19 protein-coding genes are annotated in these 17283 nt (G+C 58.2%); 8 read left to right on the forward strand and 11 right to left on the reverse strand.

From position 1 onward, the window contains the following. Positions 1-175: 175 nt before the first annotated feature. Positions 176-1363, reverse strand: coding sequence for a Zn-dependent hydrolase (locus tag I5192_RS14960; protein WP_223117178.1), 1188 nt, complete (start codon positions 1361-1363; stop codon positions 176-178). A 129-nt stretch (positions 1364-1492) separates the two neighbouring features. On the opposite strand from I5192_RS14960, the gene I5192_RS14965 reads away from it, so the two are divergent. The 4 genes from I5192_RS14965 to I5192_RS14980 are packed head-to-tail and all read left to right on the forward strand — an operon-like array spanning position 1493 to position 4984. Next, positions 1493-2143, forward strand: a complete 651-nt coding sequence (locus I5192_RS14965) for a histidine phosphatase family protein (RefSeq protein ID WP_170626797.1) — start codon at positions 1493-1495, stop codon at positions 2141-2143. Positions 2144-2153: 10 nt separating this feature from the next. Beyond that, on the forward strand, positions 2154-2768 hold the full coding sequence (locus I5192_RS14970) for a glutathione S-transferase family protein (protein ID WP_170566999.1): 615 nt from the start codon (positions 2154-2156) through the stop codon (positions 2766-2768). 14 nt (positions 2769-2782) lie between these two features. Next, positions 2783-3838, forward strand: a complete 1056-nt coding sequence (locus I5192_RS14975; protein ID WP_170598443.1) for a saccharopine dehydrogenase — start codon at positions 2783-2785, stop codon at positions 3836-3838. 3 nt (positions 3839-3841) lie between these two features. Next, positions 3842-4984: a saccharopine dehydrogenase family protein gene (locus I5192_RS14980; RefSeq protein ID WP_223117179.1), complete on the forward strand. Its 1143-nt coding sequence runs from the start codon at positions 3842-3844 to the stop codon at positions 4982-4984. Positions 4985-5050: 66 nt separating this feature from the next. Here the strand turns inward: I5192_RS14980 and I5192_RS14985 are convergent, their stop codons facing one another. The 4 genes from I5192_RS14985 to I5192_RS15000 form a co-directional block, all read right to left on the reverse strand. Beyond that, positions 5051-5251: a DUF1127 domain-containing protein gene (locus tag I5192_RS14985; RefSeq protein WP_223117180.1), complete on the reverse strand. Its 201-nt coding sequence runs from the start codon at positions 5249-5251 to the stop codon at positions 5051-5053. Positions 5252-5308: 57 nt separating this feature from the next. After that, complete coding sequence (locus I5192_RS14990) at positions 5309-5545, reverse strand: DUF1127 domain-containing protein (protein WP_170648748.1); 237 nt, start codon at positions 5543-5545, stop codon at positions 5309-5311. A 130-nt stretch (positions 5546-5675) separates the two neighbouring features. Then, positions 5676-5993: a DUF3775 domain-containing protein gene (locus I5192_RS14995; RefSeq protein WP_170408475.1), complete on the reverse strand. Its 318-nt coding sequence runs from the start codon at positions 5991-5993 to the stop codon at positions 5676-5678. Between the two features lie 87 nt (positions 5994-6080). After that, entirely contained in the window at positions 6081-6851 is a 771-nt protein-coding gene (locus I5192_RS15000; RefSeq protein WP_170598437.1) for a DUF1365 domain-containing protein, read from the reverse strand. Between the two features lie 288 nt (positions 6852-7139). Here I5192_RS15000 and I5192_RS15005 point away from each other — a divergent pair, with 288 nt between their 5' ends. The 3 genes from I5192_RS15005 to I5192_RS15015 all read left to right on the forward strand — a co-directional run bounded on the left by I5192_RS15005 (position 7140) and on the right by I5192_RS15015 (position 8770). Beyond that, positions 7140-7655 (forward strand): sigma-70 family RNA polymerase sigma factor, encoded by a 516-nt coding sequence (locus I5192_RS15005; protein WP_370644455.1) that lies wholly within the window; start codon positions 7140-7142, stop codon positions 7653-7655. 10 nt (positions 7656-7665) lie between these two features. Next, entirely contained in the window at positions 7666-8316 is a 651-nt protein-coding gene (locus I5192_RS15010; RefSeq protein WP_170408477.1) for a ChrR family anti-sigma-E factor, read from the forward strand. A gap of 112 nt (positions 8317-8428) precedes the next feature. Then, positions 8429-8770 carry a hypothetical protein gene (locus I5192_RS15015; protein ID WP_255611950.1) on the forward strand — a complete coding sequence of 114 codons (342 nt, stop codon included), beginning with the start codon at positions 8429-8431 and terminating at the stop codon, positions 8768-8770. 3 nt (positions 8771-8773) lie between these two features. Here the strand turns inward: I5192_RS15015 and I5192_RS15020 are convergent, their stop codons facing one another. The 6 genes from I5192_RS15020 to I5192_RS15045 form a co-directional block, all read right to left on the reverse strand. Then, positions 8774-10003 (reverse strand): DNA recombination protein RmuC, encoded by a 1230-nt coding sequence (locus tag I5192_RS15020; protein WP_223117181.1) that lies wholly within the window; start codon positions 10001-10003, stop codon positions 8774-8776. 52 nt (positions 10004-10055) lie between these two features. Beyond that, positions 10056-11906 (reverse strand): DNA mismatch repair endonuclease MutL, encoded by a 1851-nt coding sequence (gene mutL / locus I5192_RS15025; RefSeq protein ID WP_223117182.1) that lies wholly within the window; start codon positions 11904-11906, stop codon positions 10056-10058. Between the two features lie 283 nt (positions 11907-12189). Beyond that, a complete protein-coding gene (locus tag I5192_RS15030; protein ID WP_170394614.1) occupies positions 12190-13119 on the reverse strand; it encodes a metal ABC transporter permease in 930 nt (309 codons plus the stop codon). Next, entirely contained in the window at positions 13116-14321 is a 1206-nt protein-coding gene (locus I5192_RS15035) for a metal ABC transporter permease (protein WP_223117183.1), read from the reverse strand. Before I5192_RS15035 ends, I5192_RS15030 begins: the two co-directional genes overlap by 4 nt. A gap of 2 nt (positions 14322-14323) precedes the next feature. After that, on the reverse strand, positions 14324-15127 hold the full coding sequence (locus I5192_RS15040; RefSeq protein ID WP_223117184.1) for a metal ABC transporter ATP-binding protein: 804 nt from the start codon (positions 15125-15127) through the stop codon (positions 14324-14326). Positions 15128-15130: 3 nt separating this feature from the next. Next, entirely contained in the window at positions 15131-16084 is a 954-nt protein-coding gene (locus I5192_RS15045) for a metal ABC transporter solute-binding protein, Zn/Mn family (RefSeq protein WP_223117185.1), read from the reverse strand. Between the two features lie 199 nt (positions 16085-16283). Between I5192_RS15045 and deoC the strand changes: the two genes are divergently transcribed. After that, entirely contained in the window at positions 16284-17282 is a 999-nt protein-coding gene (gene deoC, locus I5192_RS15050) for a deoxyribose-phosphate aldolase (RefSeq protein ID WP_170802576.1), read from the forward strand. Position 17283 lies beyond the last annotated feature (1 nt).

The following is a 17283-nucleotide window of genomic DNA, read 5'->3' on the forward strand; positions in this document are numbered from 1 at the left end:
ACAGTATACGGGTGCATGCATCAATAATGTTCCTATAGGAAACTTTTTTCCGTTAGGCAACACTCCTTGTTCGGAGTCAATAAAACTGTGCCGAGCACCCGCCCATAGCTGGTGGACATCCCCGATAGTAACTTGGTTTCGCGTGGAAAATCATGAAATGGTCTTCAACTTACCTTCATTCCTCAAGGGAATGAACTGCGCGATCAAGCACCCTGAGACCCGCAACCAAATCCTCTTCGGCTGTGTCTTCGGCAAAATCGTGGCTGATTCCGTCAATCGACGGGACAAAGAGCATCGCAACCGGCATCAGGCGCGAGACATTGGTGGCATCGTGGAGCGCTCCGGATGGCATATTGCGCCAACGCCCAGGCGCAATGGCCTGCGCGCCGCTTTCCAGCGCACCGCGCAAAACCGGGTCCATGCTGACGGGCTCTAACCCCAGCATCGGGCCGTAGGTTAGTGTTACGCCCTGCTCTTCGGCAATCTGCTGTGCGGTCGCGCGAATGATGTCTTCCATACGCACCAGACGCTCAGGATCGCCGTCGCGCCATTGCATCGAAAACCGCACCCGTCCCGGCACGATAGAGGACGCATTGGGGTGAACATCAACACGCCCGATGGTCCAGACGGTTTGCGGCATGACCACATTACGGAACCGGTCATTGAGGCGCGTGTTGAACAGCGACAGGGCCTGAAACGCGTCACGTCGCAAATGCATTGGCGTGGTTCCAGCATGGTTTTGCTGGCCTTGGAAGGTGATGACCATATCGCGGATGCCGACGATATCGGTGACAACGCCGATCTGTTCACCGGCTGCATCCAGTGCCGGGCCCTGTTCGATGTGCATTTCGATGAAGCCGCTGAACCGGACAGGATCAACAAAGCCTTGCGACTTCTTTGCCATTTCAGCCCGCGCGCTGCCAAAGGTGACGCCTGAGCCATCAATCAGCACGTCCGCCTGTTCCAAAGATAATCCACCTGACCAGACCGCCGATCCGGTGGTGACGCCGAACCGCCCTTCTTCGTCCTGAAAACTGACGACCGAGATGGGTCGATCACTGGAACGCGCGATTTCCAGTGCCGCAATGACGCCCAGGGCTCCGTCCAGCCAACCGCCCTCGGGCTGGCTGTCGGAATGCGAGCCCATCAGCAGCGAGGGTCCATCAGCCAACCCGAACAGGTTTCCAACCGGGTCGACATGCGGGGTCAGCCCAGCCTCGGCCATGCGCGCGGCGAGCCACTGGCGCGCGGCGATATCAGCTTTGGAATAGGCGGGACGGATGACGCCCTTGCCGACGCCCGAAGCCCCGAATGAACGCAGCGTGTGCAGATCGGTCAGAAACCGTGTGTGATCGACAGCCATGGGTCCTCCTTGTCGGGGTGACCATAGCGGTAAACTTCGCCTGATATAGGAGTTTTTTCGGGCCCGCGTGAAAGCCCTCTGGTCCCGGCCCCGAACCTGCCCTAAGACGTCAACGCAAGAGGGATCATCATGTCACATATCACATTAGTGCGCCACGGGCAGGCCAACACAACCGCACGGGATGAGCTGAGCTATGACCGGCTGAGCGAACTGGGTCACCAACAGGCCCGTTGGCTGGGCGCGCATTTGCGCGATACCCGCCTGCATTACCCTCGGGTTTATTGCGGCACACTCAACCGGCACGTGGAAACTGCGGCCAGCATGGGGCTGCCGCAGCCAACTCGGGATGAGCGGCTAAACGAGATCGAGTATTTCACCCTTGCCCAGTTATTCCAACAGCAGCACGGGGTTGAAATACCAACCGACCGCGAAGGCTTTGTCGAGCACTTGCCCCGCACCTTTGCCGCCTGGTCCCGGGGCGAGATCGAAGATACGCCGGAAACCTTTGAAGAGTTCGAGACTCGCGTTCGCGACGCTCTGCGTGAGATAGGCACCGAAGGCGGTCCGGCAATTGTCGTGACCTCGGGCGGGCTGATCTCGATGGTGGTGCGGCAGGCGATGGGCTTGGATATCCCATCAATGGCGCGGGTGGCGCTTGCCATCATGAACACGTCGATGCATCGTCTGCACCCGATTGGCGCGCAGCTAAGTCCGGTTCTGTTCAACGCAGTGCCCCATCTGGAAGCGCCAGACCGTCAGTTCGCGCAGACCCATCTGTAAGGAAGCTACAATGCAACTTTATTATGCCCCCCGCACAATCTCGGTCGCCGTGGCAATTGCGCTGGAAGAGGCCGGGCTTGAGTATGAGGCCATCCAACTGGACTTTGCCGGAGGTGAGCAAACCAAACCCGCCTATAAGCAGATCAATCCAAAAGGTCGGGTCCCGGCACTGGTTGTGGATGGCGGCATTCTGACCGAAACCGGAGCGTTGCTGGAATACATTGCCGCTAAAGCGCCCGAGGCGGGATTGGTGCCATCAGATCCGGTTATGGCGGCGCGGATGCGAGAGGTGATGTTTTATCTCGCCTCGACCATGCATGTGAACCATGCCCACAAGATGCGCGGGCCCCGTTGGGCAGACAAGAAATCCAGCTGGAAAGACATGAAGGACAAAGTCGCGCAAAACATGACTGAGTCCTGCGCATATATCTCGTCGAACGGGTTGCGTGGGCCGTTTGTTTTGGGCGAGGCGTTCTCGCTGGCCGACGCGTACCTGTACGTGGTTTGCAGCTGGCTGGAGGGCGACGGTGTTGACGTCTCGGCCTTTCCAAAGATCATCGCCTTCCGCGAAGCGATGGAGGCGCGTCCCTCGGTACAGGCGGTACGCACTGCCGGTATGCTCTGACAAAAGGAATTGGAATGACACATCTCTGGGTCCGGGCAGAACAGCGCCCGAACGAGGAACGGGTCGGGCTGACCCCCGAAGGCACTGCCGCGTTGATCGCGGCAGGCATCCGCGTGACGGTCGAGGAAAGTTCCGTCCGCGCCATCGCAATTGATGGCTACAAGGACGCGGGCTGTGAAATCGCGGCTGAGAATTCCTGGCCCAATGCCCCGCTGGACGCGATCATCTTTGGCCTCAAGGAGCTGCCCGAGGACGGCACGCCCCTGCCCCACCGCCATATCATGTTCGGCCATGCCTATAAGGGGCAACATTCAGGACGCGCGCTTTTGCAGCGGTTCAAGGCTGGCGGCGGCACACTTTATGATCTGGAGTATCTGGTCGAGGAAAACGGCCGCCGGGTTGCCGCTTTCGGCTATTGGGCTGGATACGCGGGGGCTGCCGTGACGCTCAAGACATGGGCGGCCCAGCAACGAAATGAAGAATGCCCGCCGGTTGGTGTTTATAAGAACAAAGACACGTTGAATGCCGAATTGCTGGCTGAGCTGGACTCCACCGGCGCCGACCGTCCCCGCGCCATCGTCATCGGTGCGTTGGGCCGTGTTGGCACAGGCGCGGCTGATCTCTGCGAGGCAATGGGCGTCAGCGTTACCAAATGGGACATGGCTGAAACCGCCCGCGGCGGACCATTCCCAGAAATCCTCGACCACGACCTGTTCCTGAACTGTATCTTCGCTCGTCCCGGCACACCGGTCTTTGTCCCGAGGTCAGCGCTGACCACCTCGCGGAACCTTACAGCTATCGGCGATGTGGCCTGCGACCCGGATAGCGATTACAACCCGGTGCCGGTCTATGACCGCGCGACCACATGGGATGCCCCCGCCTTGCGCGTGGCCACCGATCCGGTGATGGATGTTATGGCGATCGACAACCTGCCGTCGATGCTGCCTGTCGAAAGTTCCGAGGACTACGCGGCGCAATTGCTTCCGTCGTTGTTGACCCTCACCGATCTGGATAGCGGCGTCTGGGGCCGGGCAGAAGCAACTTACAAAACTCATATTGAAGGGATCTGAGCGATGACGATTCACTGGTGCGGCACCGGCCTGTCGGCCATCCCCGGCCTGCGCCGTCTTATTGAAGGCGGGCACAAAGTCACTGTCTGGAACCGGACCATTGAGAAGGCCAAGACAGAGGTCGGTGACCTCACCGACGACATCCGCGCCTTCGACATCGATGCATTGGGTGAGGTGCTGGGAAAAGGTGACGTCATCGTATCGATGCTGCCTGGTGACTGGCATGTACCTTTGGCAGAATTGGCAATCTCGAAAGAAGCCAACTTTGTCTCTTCCTCATATATCGCACCTGAGATGCGCGCGCTGGACGGCGAGGCCCGCGAGGCCGGGGTTGCACTGGTTAACGAAGTTGGGTTGGACCCGGGCATCGACCATCTGATGGCGCACGCTCTGGTTGCCGATTACCGCGCCTCGGACGCGTTTGATCCGCAAAACCACCTGAGCTTTATCTCTTATTGCGGAGGCGTTCCCAAGAATCCCAACCCGTTCCGCTACAAATTCAGCTGGTCACCTCTGGGTGTGCTCAAGGCGCTGCGCTCTCCTTCCAAGTCAATCCGGGACTACGCGCCGCTGGATGTCGCCCGACCTTGGGACGCGATCACCAGCTACATCGCACCGCTGCCCACTCCGGAAAGCTTCGAAGTCTACCCGAACCGCGACTCGATCCCCTTCAAGGCCGAGTACCAGTTCGAGGATCACTGGCCGGTCAAGCAATTTGTCCGTGGCACCCTGCGCCTGAACGGCTGGGCTGAGGCGTGGTCAGATGTGTTCACCGAAATCGAAACGCTGTCCGGCCCCGAAGGCGATGCGCGCTTGAAAGAGATGTCGGATCAGTTCTGGGCCGAGAACGCCTATGACGAGGGCGAGCCTGACCGCGTGGTTTTATGTGTGGGCCTGAAGGCGGAAAAGGACGGCGTCGAAGTTTGGCACAAAACCTATGTCATGGATGCCTGGGGCGACGCGCGCGGGACGGCGATGGCGCGGCTGGTTTCGATCCCGGTTTCATTGGCCGTCGAGGCCGTACTGAACCGCGCTATTCCCGCAGGAGTTCACGCTGCACCCAGCGACCCGAAGCTGGTGCAGGACTGGATGCACGAGATCGACAAGCTGGCGCAGCACCTGCAGATCGTGGACCACACGGCCTAAATCACAAACAGCCGCTCCGGTATCTTCGGAGCGGCTGCGTTCTTAATGCGGCTTAACCCGCCATCGTCAGATGTATTGCGCAATCACCGCTTCAACATCGCAGCGATTGATGCCCAGTTCTGACAGATCGGAATCAGAAAGCCGGTTCAGTTCCTGGGCGGCACAAACGATATCCGCCCTGATCGCGTGTATTCTCATCGCCCGGTCAAACAGCATCAATGCGCTTTTTGAAGGGGTTTGTTTCGGGATTGGGTTGGCATCCAGCATACTTGTTACCTCAGCAAAATTTACAATGGACCGCTTTCCGTACAGCGCCGGAAAGGCTTAAACGCCGTTCAGATAGGGTATGTTCTGATAGACGTTTCGATATACGCGCCGCCTGATCTCACCACGCGGAATGCCGATATCAAAAAGCTGACGATCGCTGAGTCCTTCAAGCGCCCGGATCGTGTTCTTGTAGACCTTGCGGCGCTGCCATCCTGACTTTGGCACTGTTTGGTTCACAAGTTGGCCAAAAAGCAGATCCCGATGATCTGCTCCGGTTGCATTGACATGTGCCATGACGGTTCCTCCTAGATTCATCGCTGTGTTTGATGAACCTGATCAAAGAACTCGACATTAACCCCGACGGAAGGCCGCATTAATTTTGCTTCATACGCTAGGATAAGCTGACCCGTCGCCAGATCACCGACTACATCAGATCGTTTTCAACGTCCTCGGCTGAAATACCCAGCGCGTCCAAACCGTTTTCCAGATGGTCCGACAAATGCGGTGTTCCGATCAGATAATCCGCGCAAGGCGTCGAGGCTTCGGACTTAGCCGTCGCAATCGCTTCGGCCAAATCCTCGGCAAAAAAGCTTTCTCGACCGATCCACATGACGGCCACCAGCTCTGCTTGCTCATCCTCACCCATACGGTCGATGAATGCGCGCAATTCGCCCTCGGCCCGGTCCAGTTCACGCCCCATCATGGCGACCTGGGCGATCTTTCTTGCCGAGATTTCCAACATCTGTCTCAACTCCTCGTGTTCGCGGTCCAGGCATTTCTGCACGATCCCGCAGGTGACCGTCTTTGATCTTGCGCAAAGCGGAGGGCTTTAGTGCCGCGACCGGGATACAGGCTGATCGGGAACCGGCGCGGTACGAAACGGGCTGAACCGCGCCCGTTTGAACCACAGCTTCACCGCCTGCCAGTGGATCAGAAACACCGCCCGACGCGCGCCGAACGGACGCCGCCAGAGAGACTGAAAAATGATCCGGTTGCTGTACGGCTGGCGCGGACCGGTCAGCGTGGCAATCAAACCGCCTCGGGCACGCCCATAATCGATCCAGACACCAACACGTTCGTCCTGATAGTCAAAGCGGAAGGTATAGGTGCCCTCGATCTTCTGAAACGGAGAGACATGCATCAGCTTGTCCGCAAGTATCCGATCGGTAGGTGCAATCGATGAAAGATCGGGTTTGTGGCACAAGTAGCTATGGCGTGTGCCATAAGTGTTGGTCACCTCGGCCACCACAGCATAAAGCTGGTTATCTTTATCAAAACAGAACCAGAAACTGACCGGATTGAACACATGCCCCAACACACGGGGTTGTGTCAGCAAGGTCATCCTGTCCGGTTGTGGAATATCTTGCGCCTCAAAGCATTCACGCAGCCAGATCGCCCCGCGACCCTGACCAGGTTCACCCCCATGATCGCAATCTTGCCAGCTTGTCAGGTTCGCGCCATTGATCGAAAACAGGGATGGGGTCTTGGGGTGGGCCTCGGGGTCTAGCAAGATGTAATCGACGGAATAGCGAAACGCATTCTCGACCGCACCTTTGCGCCCGTGAAAGGTATGGCCCGCGATATAATCAATTCTGTTCATAAAACAGATTTTCCGTCCTGCCCGCAAATCATTCAATTGACATGCATTTCCGCATATCTGGTATCTCACAATACGATATTCAGCCGGTTTTGGATGAAATTTATCCAACCGACTGATCCACCTTGGGTGTCCCCACGTATTGTGATTATGTTTACTGAGACTGACACCGCGACATTGGACGAACCGGCGGCAGAAGCTGCTGGAAGAATTGTTTGGCGCGGACCTAAGCGTTTTAAGGGCAACTCGGTGAACGGACAGAATAATACTTGTGGCGCCAGAAAGGATTGGGTGGAACACGTCCGTCGAATCCGAGACGCTCAGGATCAGGCGGCCTTCGCCGAACTTTTTCAGCATTTCGCGCCTCGTATCAAGGCGTTCCTGATCAAGTCCGGTTCGGATGCCGCCCTGGCTGAAGAATGCGCGCAGGAGGTCATGGCGACCTTGTGGCACAAGGCGCATCTGTTTGACCCGACAAGGGCAACGGTTGCGACCTGGGTGTTCACGATCGCAAGGAACAAGCGCATTGACGTATTGCGCAAGCAACGCCGCCCCGAACCCGAAGACCTCGGGTGGGGGCCGGAGGCGGAGCCGGAACAGGAAGACGTTCTAGCGCTGCAACAGGAAACCGCGCAGCTGCGTGATGCCATGGCGGCATTACCTGAGGCGCAAAGACAGCTGATCGAGAAGGCCTACTTCGGAGATCTGAGCCATCGAGAAATCGCATCTCAGACCGGGTTGCCCTTGGGAACGATCAAATCACGGATACGGCTGGCGCTGGACCGCTTGCGCCACGCGATGAACTGAGATGACGAGCATGAAAAACGAGATTAAACATCACCTGACAGACGACCTGCTGATGGCCTATGCCGCAGGCAATCTGCCCGAAGCGTTCGACCTGATGGTCGCAACGCATCTGTCTCTGTGCGACCACTGCCGCGCCCGCGCTGAAAGCTTTGACGCAGTTGGCGGATGCGTTTTGCAGGAACAAGATGCGTCAGCAAGCATGAGTGACGGTTCACTGGCGGCAACAATGGCATTGATTGCTCAGGGCGCACCAAAGGTGAAACCCGCGCACCCGTCTTGTGCAGTTCTTCCGACACCGCTGCAGGACTATGTCGGCGGCGACGTGAACGCGATCAAATGGAAGCCCGTCGGCATGGGTGTCAAACAGGCAATCCTGCCCACGACCAGCGAAGCCACCGCCCGGTTGTTGTTTATCCCCGCCGGGGCAGCGGTGCCGGATCACAGCCATAAAGGCATAGAACTGACGATGGTCCTGCAGGGTGCATTCTCTGACGAGATCGACCGCTTCGACCGCGGCGATGTCGAAATCGCTGACCAGTCTATCCATCATACCCCTACGGCAGATATTTCTGAAGACTGCATTTGCCTGGCCGTCACTGATGCTCCACTGAAGTTCAGCAAGCTGATGCCGCGCCTGTTCCAACCATTCCTTCGAATCTGATCCGTTGTGGTAGGGTTGTTTATCGACGCTAACTAAATCGGGGTTATAAATGTTCTTAAGGATGGCAGTCACAGCGCTTTTGCTGACTTTTGGAGCCAGCGTTTCCGCACAGATGTCCGCAGACGTTAAATTCCAACCGGGCAATTTCGGCACGATGGTGAATGGGACTGTCACCGGCGACGAATACTTCGACTATAAACTGGGCGCCAAGGCTGGGCAGGAGATGTTCGCCGACCTTAAGGTCAGTGACACCAATGGCAACGGCGTGATCTATTTCAACATCTTGCCGCCGGATAGCGACGGCGTCGCAATTTACAACGGCTCAATCGATGGAAATACCGCCCGGATCGAGCTTCCCGATGATGGCGACTACACCATACGTGTTTATCTGATGGGTAACGATCGCGACACAGGCAAGACGGTTGGTTACAATTTGGACCTGTCGATCCAATAACGCTTACCCTTCGGTTTTGCCCAGCGGCACGACGTTTGTTTGGACATCCGGCGCAAGCTCTTCGAAATCGAAATTATCCAATCGTTGCGCCCGGCGACCCGCCTTTTCCGCGCTGATCTTGATTTCCGAGATATCCTTTGCAGCCTGCCCGAAATGACGGTCGAGGTTCGACACCCGGTCGCCTAAACGTTCCACATCCTTATGCAGCAGCCCCAATTCCTTGCGGATCGCACCGGCCTGTTCGCGCATACGCGCATCTTTAAGGATCGCCCGCATGGTGTTCAGCGTCGCCATGCAAGTTGTGGGTGAAACGATCCAAACGCGTTTCGAGAAACTCTCTTGCACCAATTCAGGGAACTTGGCGTGCAGCTCGGCATAGACTGCCTCAGAGGGTAGAAACATCAGCGCACCATCTGCAGTTTCACCGTCCAGAATGTACTTCTCGGCAATATCGTTGATGTGCTTGCGCACGGTACTGCGGAACATCTGTACCGCTGCTTTCAGCTCCATGTCGTTGGTCGATCCGATCAGCGCCTCATAGGCTTCCAGCGGGAACTTACTGTCGATCACGATCGGTCCGGGAGGGTTCGGCAGGTTGATCAGGCAATCAGCGCGCCGTCCGTTCGATAACGTGGCCTGCAGCTGAAAACTATCTGATGGCAGCGCCTTCGAAACGATATCGTTCAGCTGGATTTCCCCGAATGCCCCGCGCGTCTGCTTGTTCGACAGAATATCCTGCAATGACAGCACGTCGCCTGAAAGCTTGGTGATATTGTCCTGCGCCTTGTCGATGGCCGCCAGACGTTCCTGCAATTGCGTCAGCGAGGTCGCCGTCTGTTTCGACGAACCATGCAGCGATTCCTTCATCCGCTCCTGCATCTCAGCCAGGGCGCGTGCCGATTTCATCGCGTTATCCGCCAGCCGGTCATTCATCTGCTGTTGCACTGATGACAGGCGGGATTCAACGGTCTGGATCACCTGCACCTGCGCGTTGGCCTGCGTATCCGAGACATGCTGTAGGCCACCCCGCAGTTGTTCCTGCCCCTGGCCCAGTTGCTGCACATGCTGCCCAAGGTGCGCCATCTGCCGGGCCAGCGGCTCCGCCATCCGAGCTGAACGCTGTGACGCTCGAAGTGACAGAAACAGAAGCAGCAGAATCAACACCACCACCCCGCCTGCAATCAGGATGATTGGGTCATTCAACGCATATTGGGTGCCAGCAATCTCGATCATATCGCCTCAGATGTTCTTGTTTTATTCTTCATAGCCCGAGCGGGCCAGCGGATCAACTGCGGCCGAACAGGCGTTCGATATCGCTCAGCTTCAGTTCCACATAGGTCGGCCGCCCGTGGTTGCATTGGCCGGAATGGGGCGTCGCCTCCATCTCGCGCAGCAAGGCGTTCATCTCTTCGGCGCGCATACGGCGGCCGGACCGCACCGAGCCATGGCAGGCCACGCGGCTCAGGATCGCTTCGATCCGCGCCTGCACCGTCTGGCTTTCACCCTGATCGGCAAGCTCATCAAGGATATCAAGGATCATCGCGCGGGCATCGACCTCGCCAAGAATGGCCGGAGTTTCGCGCACGGCGATTGCCCCGCCACCAAAGGATTCGATGGTCAATCCAAAGCGCGACAGGTCCTCTGCAACGGCCATCAGACGTGCGCAGTCACCGTCTGTCAGTTCGACGATTTCGGGGATCAACAACGCTTGTGCGGCAACGCCATTTTCGGCCATCTGAGCCTTGAGCTTTTCGTAAACCAGCCGTTCATGTGCGGCGTGTTGATCCACGATCACCATGCCGTCTGCCGTTTGGGCGATGATGTAATTCTCGTGCACCTGCCCGCGCGCCGCCCCCAAGGGCAGGTCTTGCGGCTCATCCTCCGGTGCAGTTTCGGGCACCGGTTCCACGATGCGTCCACTATAGTCCTGAGACAGTTCCGCAAAACCCGGAGATTGCGCCCGATAGGCCGCCTGACGCGCCGCGGGTGACGGGCGATCCATTTGATACACCCGCGCCGGGGTTGCGGGTGCGGGCTCGGGCCGCATCGCACCCAAGGTTGCGTTGGCCACGGTCGAAGATGCCCGGTGCCCGGCCTCGGCCAACGCGTGACGCAGGCTGGACACGATCAAGCCACGCGCGAGGCCGGGGTCGCGGAACCGAACCTCGGATTTTGCCGGATGTACATTCACATCCACCAGCGTTGGATCGCAATCTATGAACAGCGCCGCCGCCGGATGCCGGTCGCGGCTGAGGAAATCGAAATAGGCCGCTCGCAGCGCACCGGTCAGCATCTTGTCCCGTACGGGTCGCCCATTGACGAACAGATACTGCGCCACTGCAGCCCCGCGCGAATAGGTCGGCAGCGCGGCATAGCCATAAAGCCTGAGCCCTTCGCGTGTGGCATCGATCTGCAAAGCGTTCTCGGCGAACTCACGGCCAAGAACGCGCGCCAATCGGGCATGCAGCGCATCAAACAGATCGCCATTCTCGCGGTCGGCACGAAAGGTCACGCGGCCCTCTCCCCCACCCGAGACATCGCGCAGGGTGAACGCGACCGAAGGCTCGGCCATCGCCAAACGTTTCACAATGTCTGAAATCGCCTGCGCCTCGGCCCGGTCCGTGCGCATGAACTTCAGCCGTGCCGGGGTGGCGTAAAACAGGTCTCGCAACTCAACCACAGTCCCAGCGCGCAAGGCTGCTGGCTTCACTGCATCCATTTTGCCACCGGACACCTGGATCGAGGCCGCATCAGCACCCGAGACACGGCTGGTGATGGTCAAACGCCCGACCGCCCCCAGCGAGGGCAGTGCTTCACCGCGAAATCCAAATGTGTGGATATTCAACAGATCTGACCCGTCGATCTTCGATGTCGCATGGCGCGACAGCGCCAGAGGCAAATCCCCCGCTGCGATCCCACACCCATCATCGGTGACACGAATCAGGGTCTTGCCGCCATCCGCGACCTCAATAGCGATGCGTGTGGCCCCGGCATCGATGGCGTTTTCGACCAGTTCCTTGACGGCAGAAGCAGGCCGTTCCACGACTTCACCCGCTGCAATCCGGTTGATCGCTGCGTCATCAAGCTGCCGGATGACCGGTTGATTGTCGCTGATATTGGGGTTCGCATACACCATACCGCTAGACCTAGCATAGGCGCACGCGATTCGACCACCGGTTTGAATTGTGAAGAGCGGGCTTTAAACGAGGTATCCGGCCAGTTTGACCGCGCCGTTAAGGGGGTAGCGACTAAGGTCAAAACTGGCCGGATATACCAGAGTGAGTGGTGGTCTTGTGGTTTCCAATTGAAAGTTTGGTATCACCGAAAATGGAATAAATCTTGTTAAGAATTCGTGATTGTTTCCACTTGGCGAAGTTCAGCCGAAACTGCGTGATAGGCGTTGGCGTGAATACGCCAAGTCAAGCCTGACTGGGCGCTCCGCTGCGGGTTCGGCATGGGCCAAAAGCAGCGGTCAGCGCCAGAATCAGGCCTGATATCGTGGCGATCATTCCAGCGGCGCTGACAGCATCCGCAGCCCCCAACCACAATGGGCCATAGCCCGCTAAAACATAACCGGACACGGCGGAAAGGGTTGCGAACAGGACACTCCAGACGATCTGGACTTCCAACCGGTTGGTCATCATCCGTGCCGCAGCTGGCGGGCAGATGAACATTGCAATCACGATGATCGACCCCACTGCATCAAATGCCGCGACAGCAGCAATCGCAGCTATGAGCACCAGCGCCATCCCTAACGCGCCAGTGCGGATACCAATTGTACGCGCAAAGCCTTCATCGAAGGTCGATATCTTGAGCGGTCGCCAGAACAACCACGTGAACAGCAAGACCCCCGTCAGTGTCAGCGCAATGCGCGGCAATTCAGGTGGCAACCCTGCCAATGCCTGTAGATCCAGCAGCGACGACCAGTCCGTTGCATCCAGCCAGATCAAGCTTTCCAGATTGCCGTAAAGCGCATGTTCAACGTCCAAATGGACGGTCGAAGTGTCAGTCTGCTCAAGCAGTAGGACACCACCGGCGAACATGGTCGTGAATACGACACCCATCGCTGCCCCCGGCTCGATCTGACCCAATCGCCGGATCGCTTCGATCATAACCACGGCGACCACAGCAGCCCCTGCTGCGCCAAGCATCATCGGCCAAGTTGAAATTGCGCCTGTCAGCAGAAACGCGACGACAATACCGGGCAACACCACATGGCTGATCGCGTCGCCAATCAGCGCTTGCTTGCGCAGCACCAGAAAGTTGCCGGGCAGAGCGCATGCGATGGCCGCGAATGTCCCAATCAACAAAGGCGTCAGCGACAGGGGTACGAACTCTTCTCCGCTCATGGCGTGACCTCCTGCGGACCGCCGATACGACGATCGATCTCGGCGATCTGATCGCGAGTCAGCACGGTCTCGATATCGCGCAGCCCATCGTACAGCGCCGCAGTGGCCTCATGCGCCTGATCCGCGCGGACGATCTCCCACCGCTTTTCGTCTCGTAGGGCCTTGGCCGCACGCGCCCTCCCTTCCTCCGTTGCAACTCCATCGGCGCGCACAAGGCCGGTGCGGCGTAACAGGCGAATGGTTAGGGGTTCATAGATTTGCTGCCCCTGCGCCAGTGCCAGCAGTCCCTGCCGAATGTGCACTCGACGCTGGAACCGAAGGTGGCTGAGAATAGCTGCCAACACACCCCGAACCGGCGCGAACAGGAGCGACAGGGCAAAGAACCCAAAGCTGACCAGAACGATGATCGGTCCGGTCGGCAGGTTCGGAGCCGAGGCCGAAATGCCTGCCCCCAGATACCCTGCAAGACCTCCGGCCAAACCGGCCAGAACGACCACGCGGTCGGATCGCTCCGTCCAGAACCGCGCTGTCACAGGCGGGATGATCAGCAGAGCAACAATCAGGATCAGACCAACGATCTTTAGCCCGACCACGGTCACCGCCATCACGAGCCCCATCATCGCCAGATCAATCCGATGCACGGGCAACCCGCGCGCAGCGGCATATTCAGGATCGAAGGCGACCATCGTCATCGGGCGGCGGATGATCATCACCAGTACCAACGTTGCCGCGCCACCGATCGCGATGACCAGAGCATCAGCCCATAGCATCCCAGCAGTAGAACCCAGCAAGAATCCTTCCAATCCTGCCTGGCGTCCAACCCCCATGGTTTGAATAACGGTCAGCAGTACGACCCCAAAACCGAAGAACACCGATAACACTGCGCCGATCGCTGCATCTTCTGCCAAACGTGTGCGACTGGTCAGCCAGTTCATACAGAGCAAACCAACCCATGCGGATATTGCCGAACCTGCAAGCAGTCCGATCAAGTTACGCCCATCACCACCGAGGGCCACCAGCACCATGAAAGCAAGGCAAACGCCCGGTAGGGTCGCGTGGCTGATGGCATCGCTAACGAGCGCGCGTTTACGCAGGAATAAGAACGTGCCCGTCACACCTGCTGATACGCCCAGTAACGTCGCACCAATAGCAACCAGCGTGGCGTTATAGCCAAGCTGTAACGTCAAAGCCTCCCAAAGCATGACTACCCCAGCGCGCGCGAAATCTGATCGATTTGAGCCGTTGCAAGACGTCCGCCATAAGCGGCCTGCAGCGTTTCAGCGGTAAAGGCCTGCTCCACTGGTCCCTCGGCCACTTTGCGGGTTTTGATCAGGAACACATGATCGAAATAGTCGGTGACTGTGGCCAGATCGTGATGCACTACAACAACGGTCTTGCCAGCCTCTTTCAACGATTTCAGCACGGCGATGATCGCCTTTTCAGTCGCGGCGTCCACGCCTGCAAAAGGTTCGTCCAACAAATACATGTCGGCATCCTGTGCCAATGCGCGCGCAAGAAAGACCCTCTGTTGCTGACCACCAGAAAGCTGCCCGATCTGACGGTCGGCAAATTCCCGCATACCGACACGGTGCAGACAGTCCATGGCACGGGCGGTATGGCGGGCACGAACCCGACCCAGCAGGCCCAATTGACGCGACAAGCCCATCAGCACCACATCAATCACGCGCGTCGGGAAATCCCAGTCCACGCTGGCGCGCTGCGGTACATAGGCGATGCGTGCCCGCTGGTCCTCGAGCGGCTGACCAAACACGGTCACCTGACCCGACAACGGAGACACGATCCCCAAAGCAGCCTTTAGCAAGGTTGATTTGCCAGCCCCATTTGGCCCGATAATCGCCGTCATGGCGCCGGGCTGCACCGTCATATCGACCGAGAAAACCGCTGGCTTCTGACCGTATGAGACTGTCAGACCACGAATGGCGAGAGGGCAAAGATCGATGTCCTGCCCGTCGACAGAAACGCCCTGAACTGTTGCGAGTTCAATCATGGTTTAGAACCCCGCCGACAGTTTGCCGTTCATGCCACGTTCGGGAACATCCGCGCCCAGCGCGCCGGCGATAACGGTAATGTTGTGATCAAGCATGCCGATATAAGTACCCTCATATGTGCCCGGCTCGCCCATCGCGTCGGAATACAGCTCTCCGCCAACACCCACTTTGTGACCTTCGGCCGAAGCTCCCTCGATCAAGGCACGCATAGACCGATCTGAAACGGAACTCTCCACAAACACGGCGTTCAGCTGACGCTCTACCAGAGTTTCGACCAACTCACCGATCCGGTTCAACCCTGCCTCGGATTGGGTTGAGATGCCCTGAATACCCAGCACCTCATAGCCATATTCATCACCGAAATAGCCAAATGCATCATGCGCAGTCACCAACACGCGGTTGTTTTCGGGAACGGCCGCCAAAACCTGCTTTCCATAGGCGGCCAGCAGATCGATCTCGGCCAGAAAAACTTGTGCGTTGGCTGCGAACTTATCTGCCGCTTCGGGCCGGGCTTCGGTCAGAGCTTCCTGCACTTCGATCACGACATCGCGCCACAGAACCGGGCTCATCCAGACATGCGGGTCAAATTTGTCAGCGTAATCGTCATGGGCGCGCAGTTTCGATGTGTCGATGCCATCCGCCACGGCAACCACTGTCCGCTTGCGGCCCAGATCGTCAAAGAAACCTTCCATCTGAGCCTCTAGATAGAGGCCGTGCCACAGCACCAGATCAGCGCGGGTCATCGCAACAATATCGGTGCGGGTCTGGCGATAGGCGTGAGGGTCGACACCGGGTCCCATCAAGCCCTTCACGTCGACCTGTTCACCGCCGACCTGGCGCGCAGCGTCTGCAATCATCCCGGTGGTGGCGACGACTTTCAGCGGCGCTTGAGCGATTGCGGCGACGGGCCACACAAGCACGAGAGCCAATGCCGTAATTAGCGATCGACGAATCATTTCAGACTCCGAACGGTTATCCTGTTAAGTCAAAATATGAGAACCATTCGCAACTAAGTCAATGCAAATGCGAATTACTCGCAAGAAAGCGACTATATTTGTCCATTTGGTCAAAAATTTGCCCCTTACGACGCTGGCACACCTTCCCTTTCGCTGCGACCCATGCGATTTTGACGCGAACCTCCAAAAGGACGGAATAATGGAAACGCAGAGCTCAGAAAGCACCGTGCGCACCCCGCATCTGCCGCAAGTGACCGAGCCCCGGAACCCAGGAATGGATCTGGATCTGGATTGGGTGCGGGCCGTGCAGGCCAACACTTCGGCCATCGAGCGCCGCGCAGCGACGCTGCCCGGTCGGCGGTCAGTGAAAAAAGAATACCAGGCCGCATGGCTGCTCAAGGCGATCACAATGATCGACCTGACCACGCTATCGGGCGATGACACGGTTGGGCGGGTTCGTCGCCTGTGCGCAAAGGCTCGTCAGCCTGTCGCGTCTTCAGTTCTGCAGGCGCTGGACATGCCGCCGATCACAACCGGAGCGGTGTGTGTCTACCATGACATGATCGAAACGGCTGTGGACGCATTGGAAGGCACTGGTATTCCGGTTGCGGCGGTATCCACTGGCTTCCCGGCCGGGCTCTCTCCGTTTCATCTGCGTGTGGCAGAGATCGAAGAAAGCGTGAAGGCCGGAGCCGAGGAGATCGACATCGTCATCTCGCGCCGTCATGTGCTGTCTGGCGACTGGCAGGCCCTGTATGATGAGATGAAGGCCTTCCGCATCGCCTGCGGCGATGCACACGTCAAAGCCATTTTGGCGACCGGAGAGCTGGGCAGCCTGCGCAACGTCGCCCGTGCCTCGCTGGTGTGCATGATGGCAGGGGCAGACTTCATCAAGACCTCGACCGGCAAAGAAAGCGTCAACGCCACCTTGCCTGTGTCGTTGGTAATGATCCGAGCCATTCGCGACTATTATGACCGCACCGGCTATCGCGTAGGCTACAAGCCTGCGGGTGGGATTTCGAAAGCCAAGGATGCGCTGGTCTATCTGTCGCTGATCAAGGACGAGCTGGGCGACCGCTGGCTGGAGCCGGATCTGTTTCGCTTTGGCGCCTCATCACTGCTGGGCGATATCGAGCGGCAGTTGGAACACTATGTCACCGGCGCTTACTCTGCCGGTTACCGTCACTCCATGGGCTGAG

It is taken from the genome of Ruegeria sp. SCSIO 43209 (genome assembly GCF_019904295.1).
GTDB lineage: Bacteria > Pseudomonadota > Alphaproteobacteria > Rhodobacterales > Rhodobacteraceae > Ruegeria.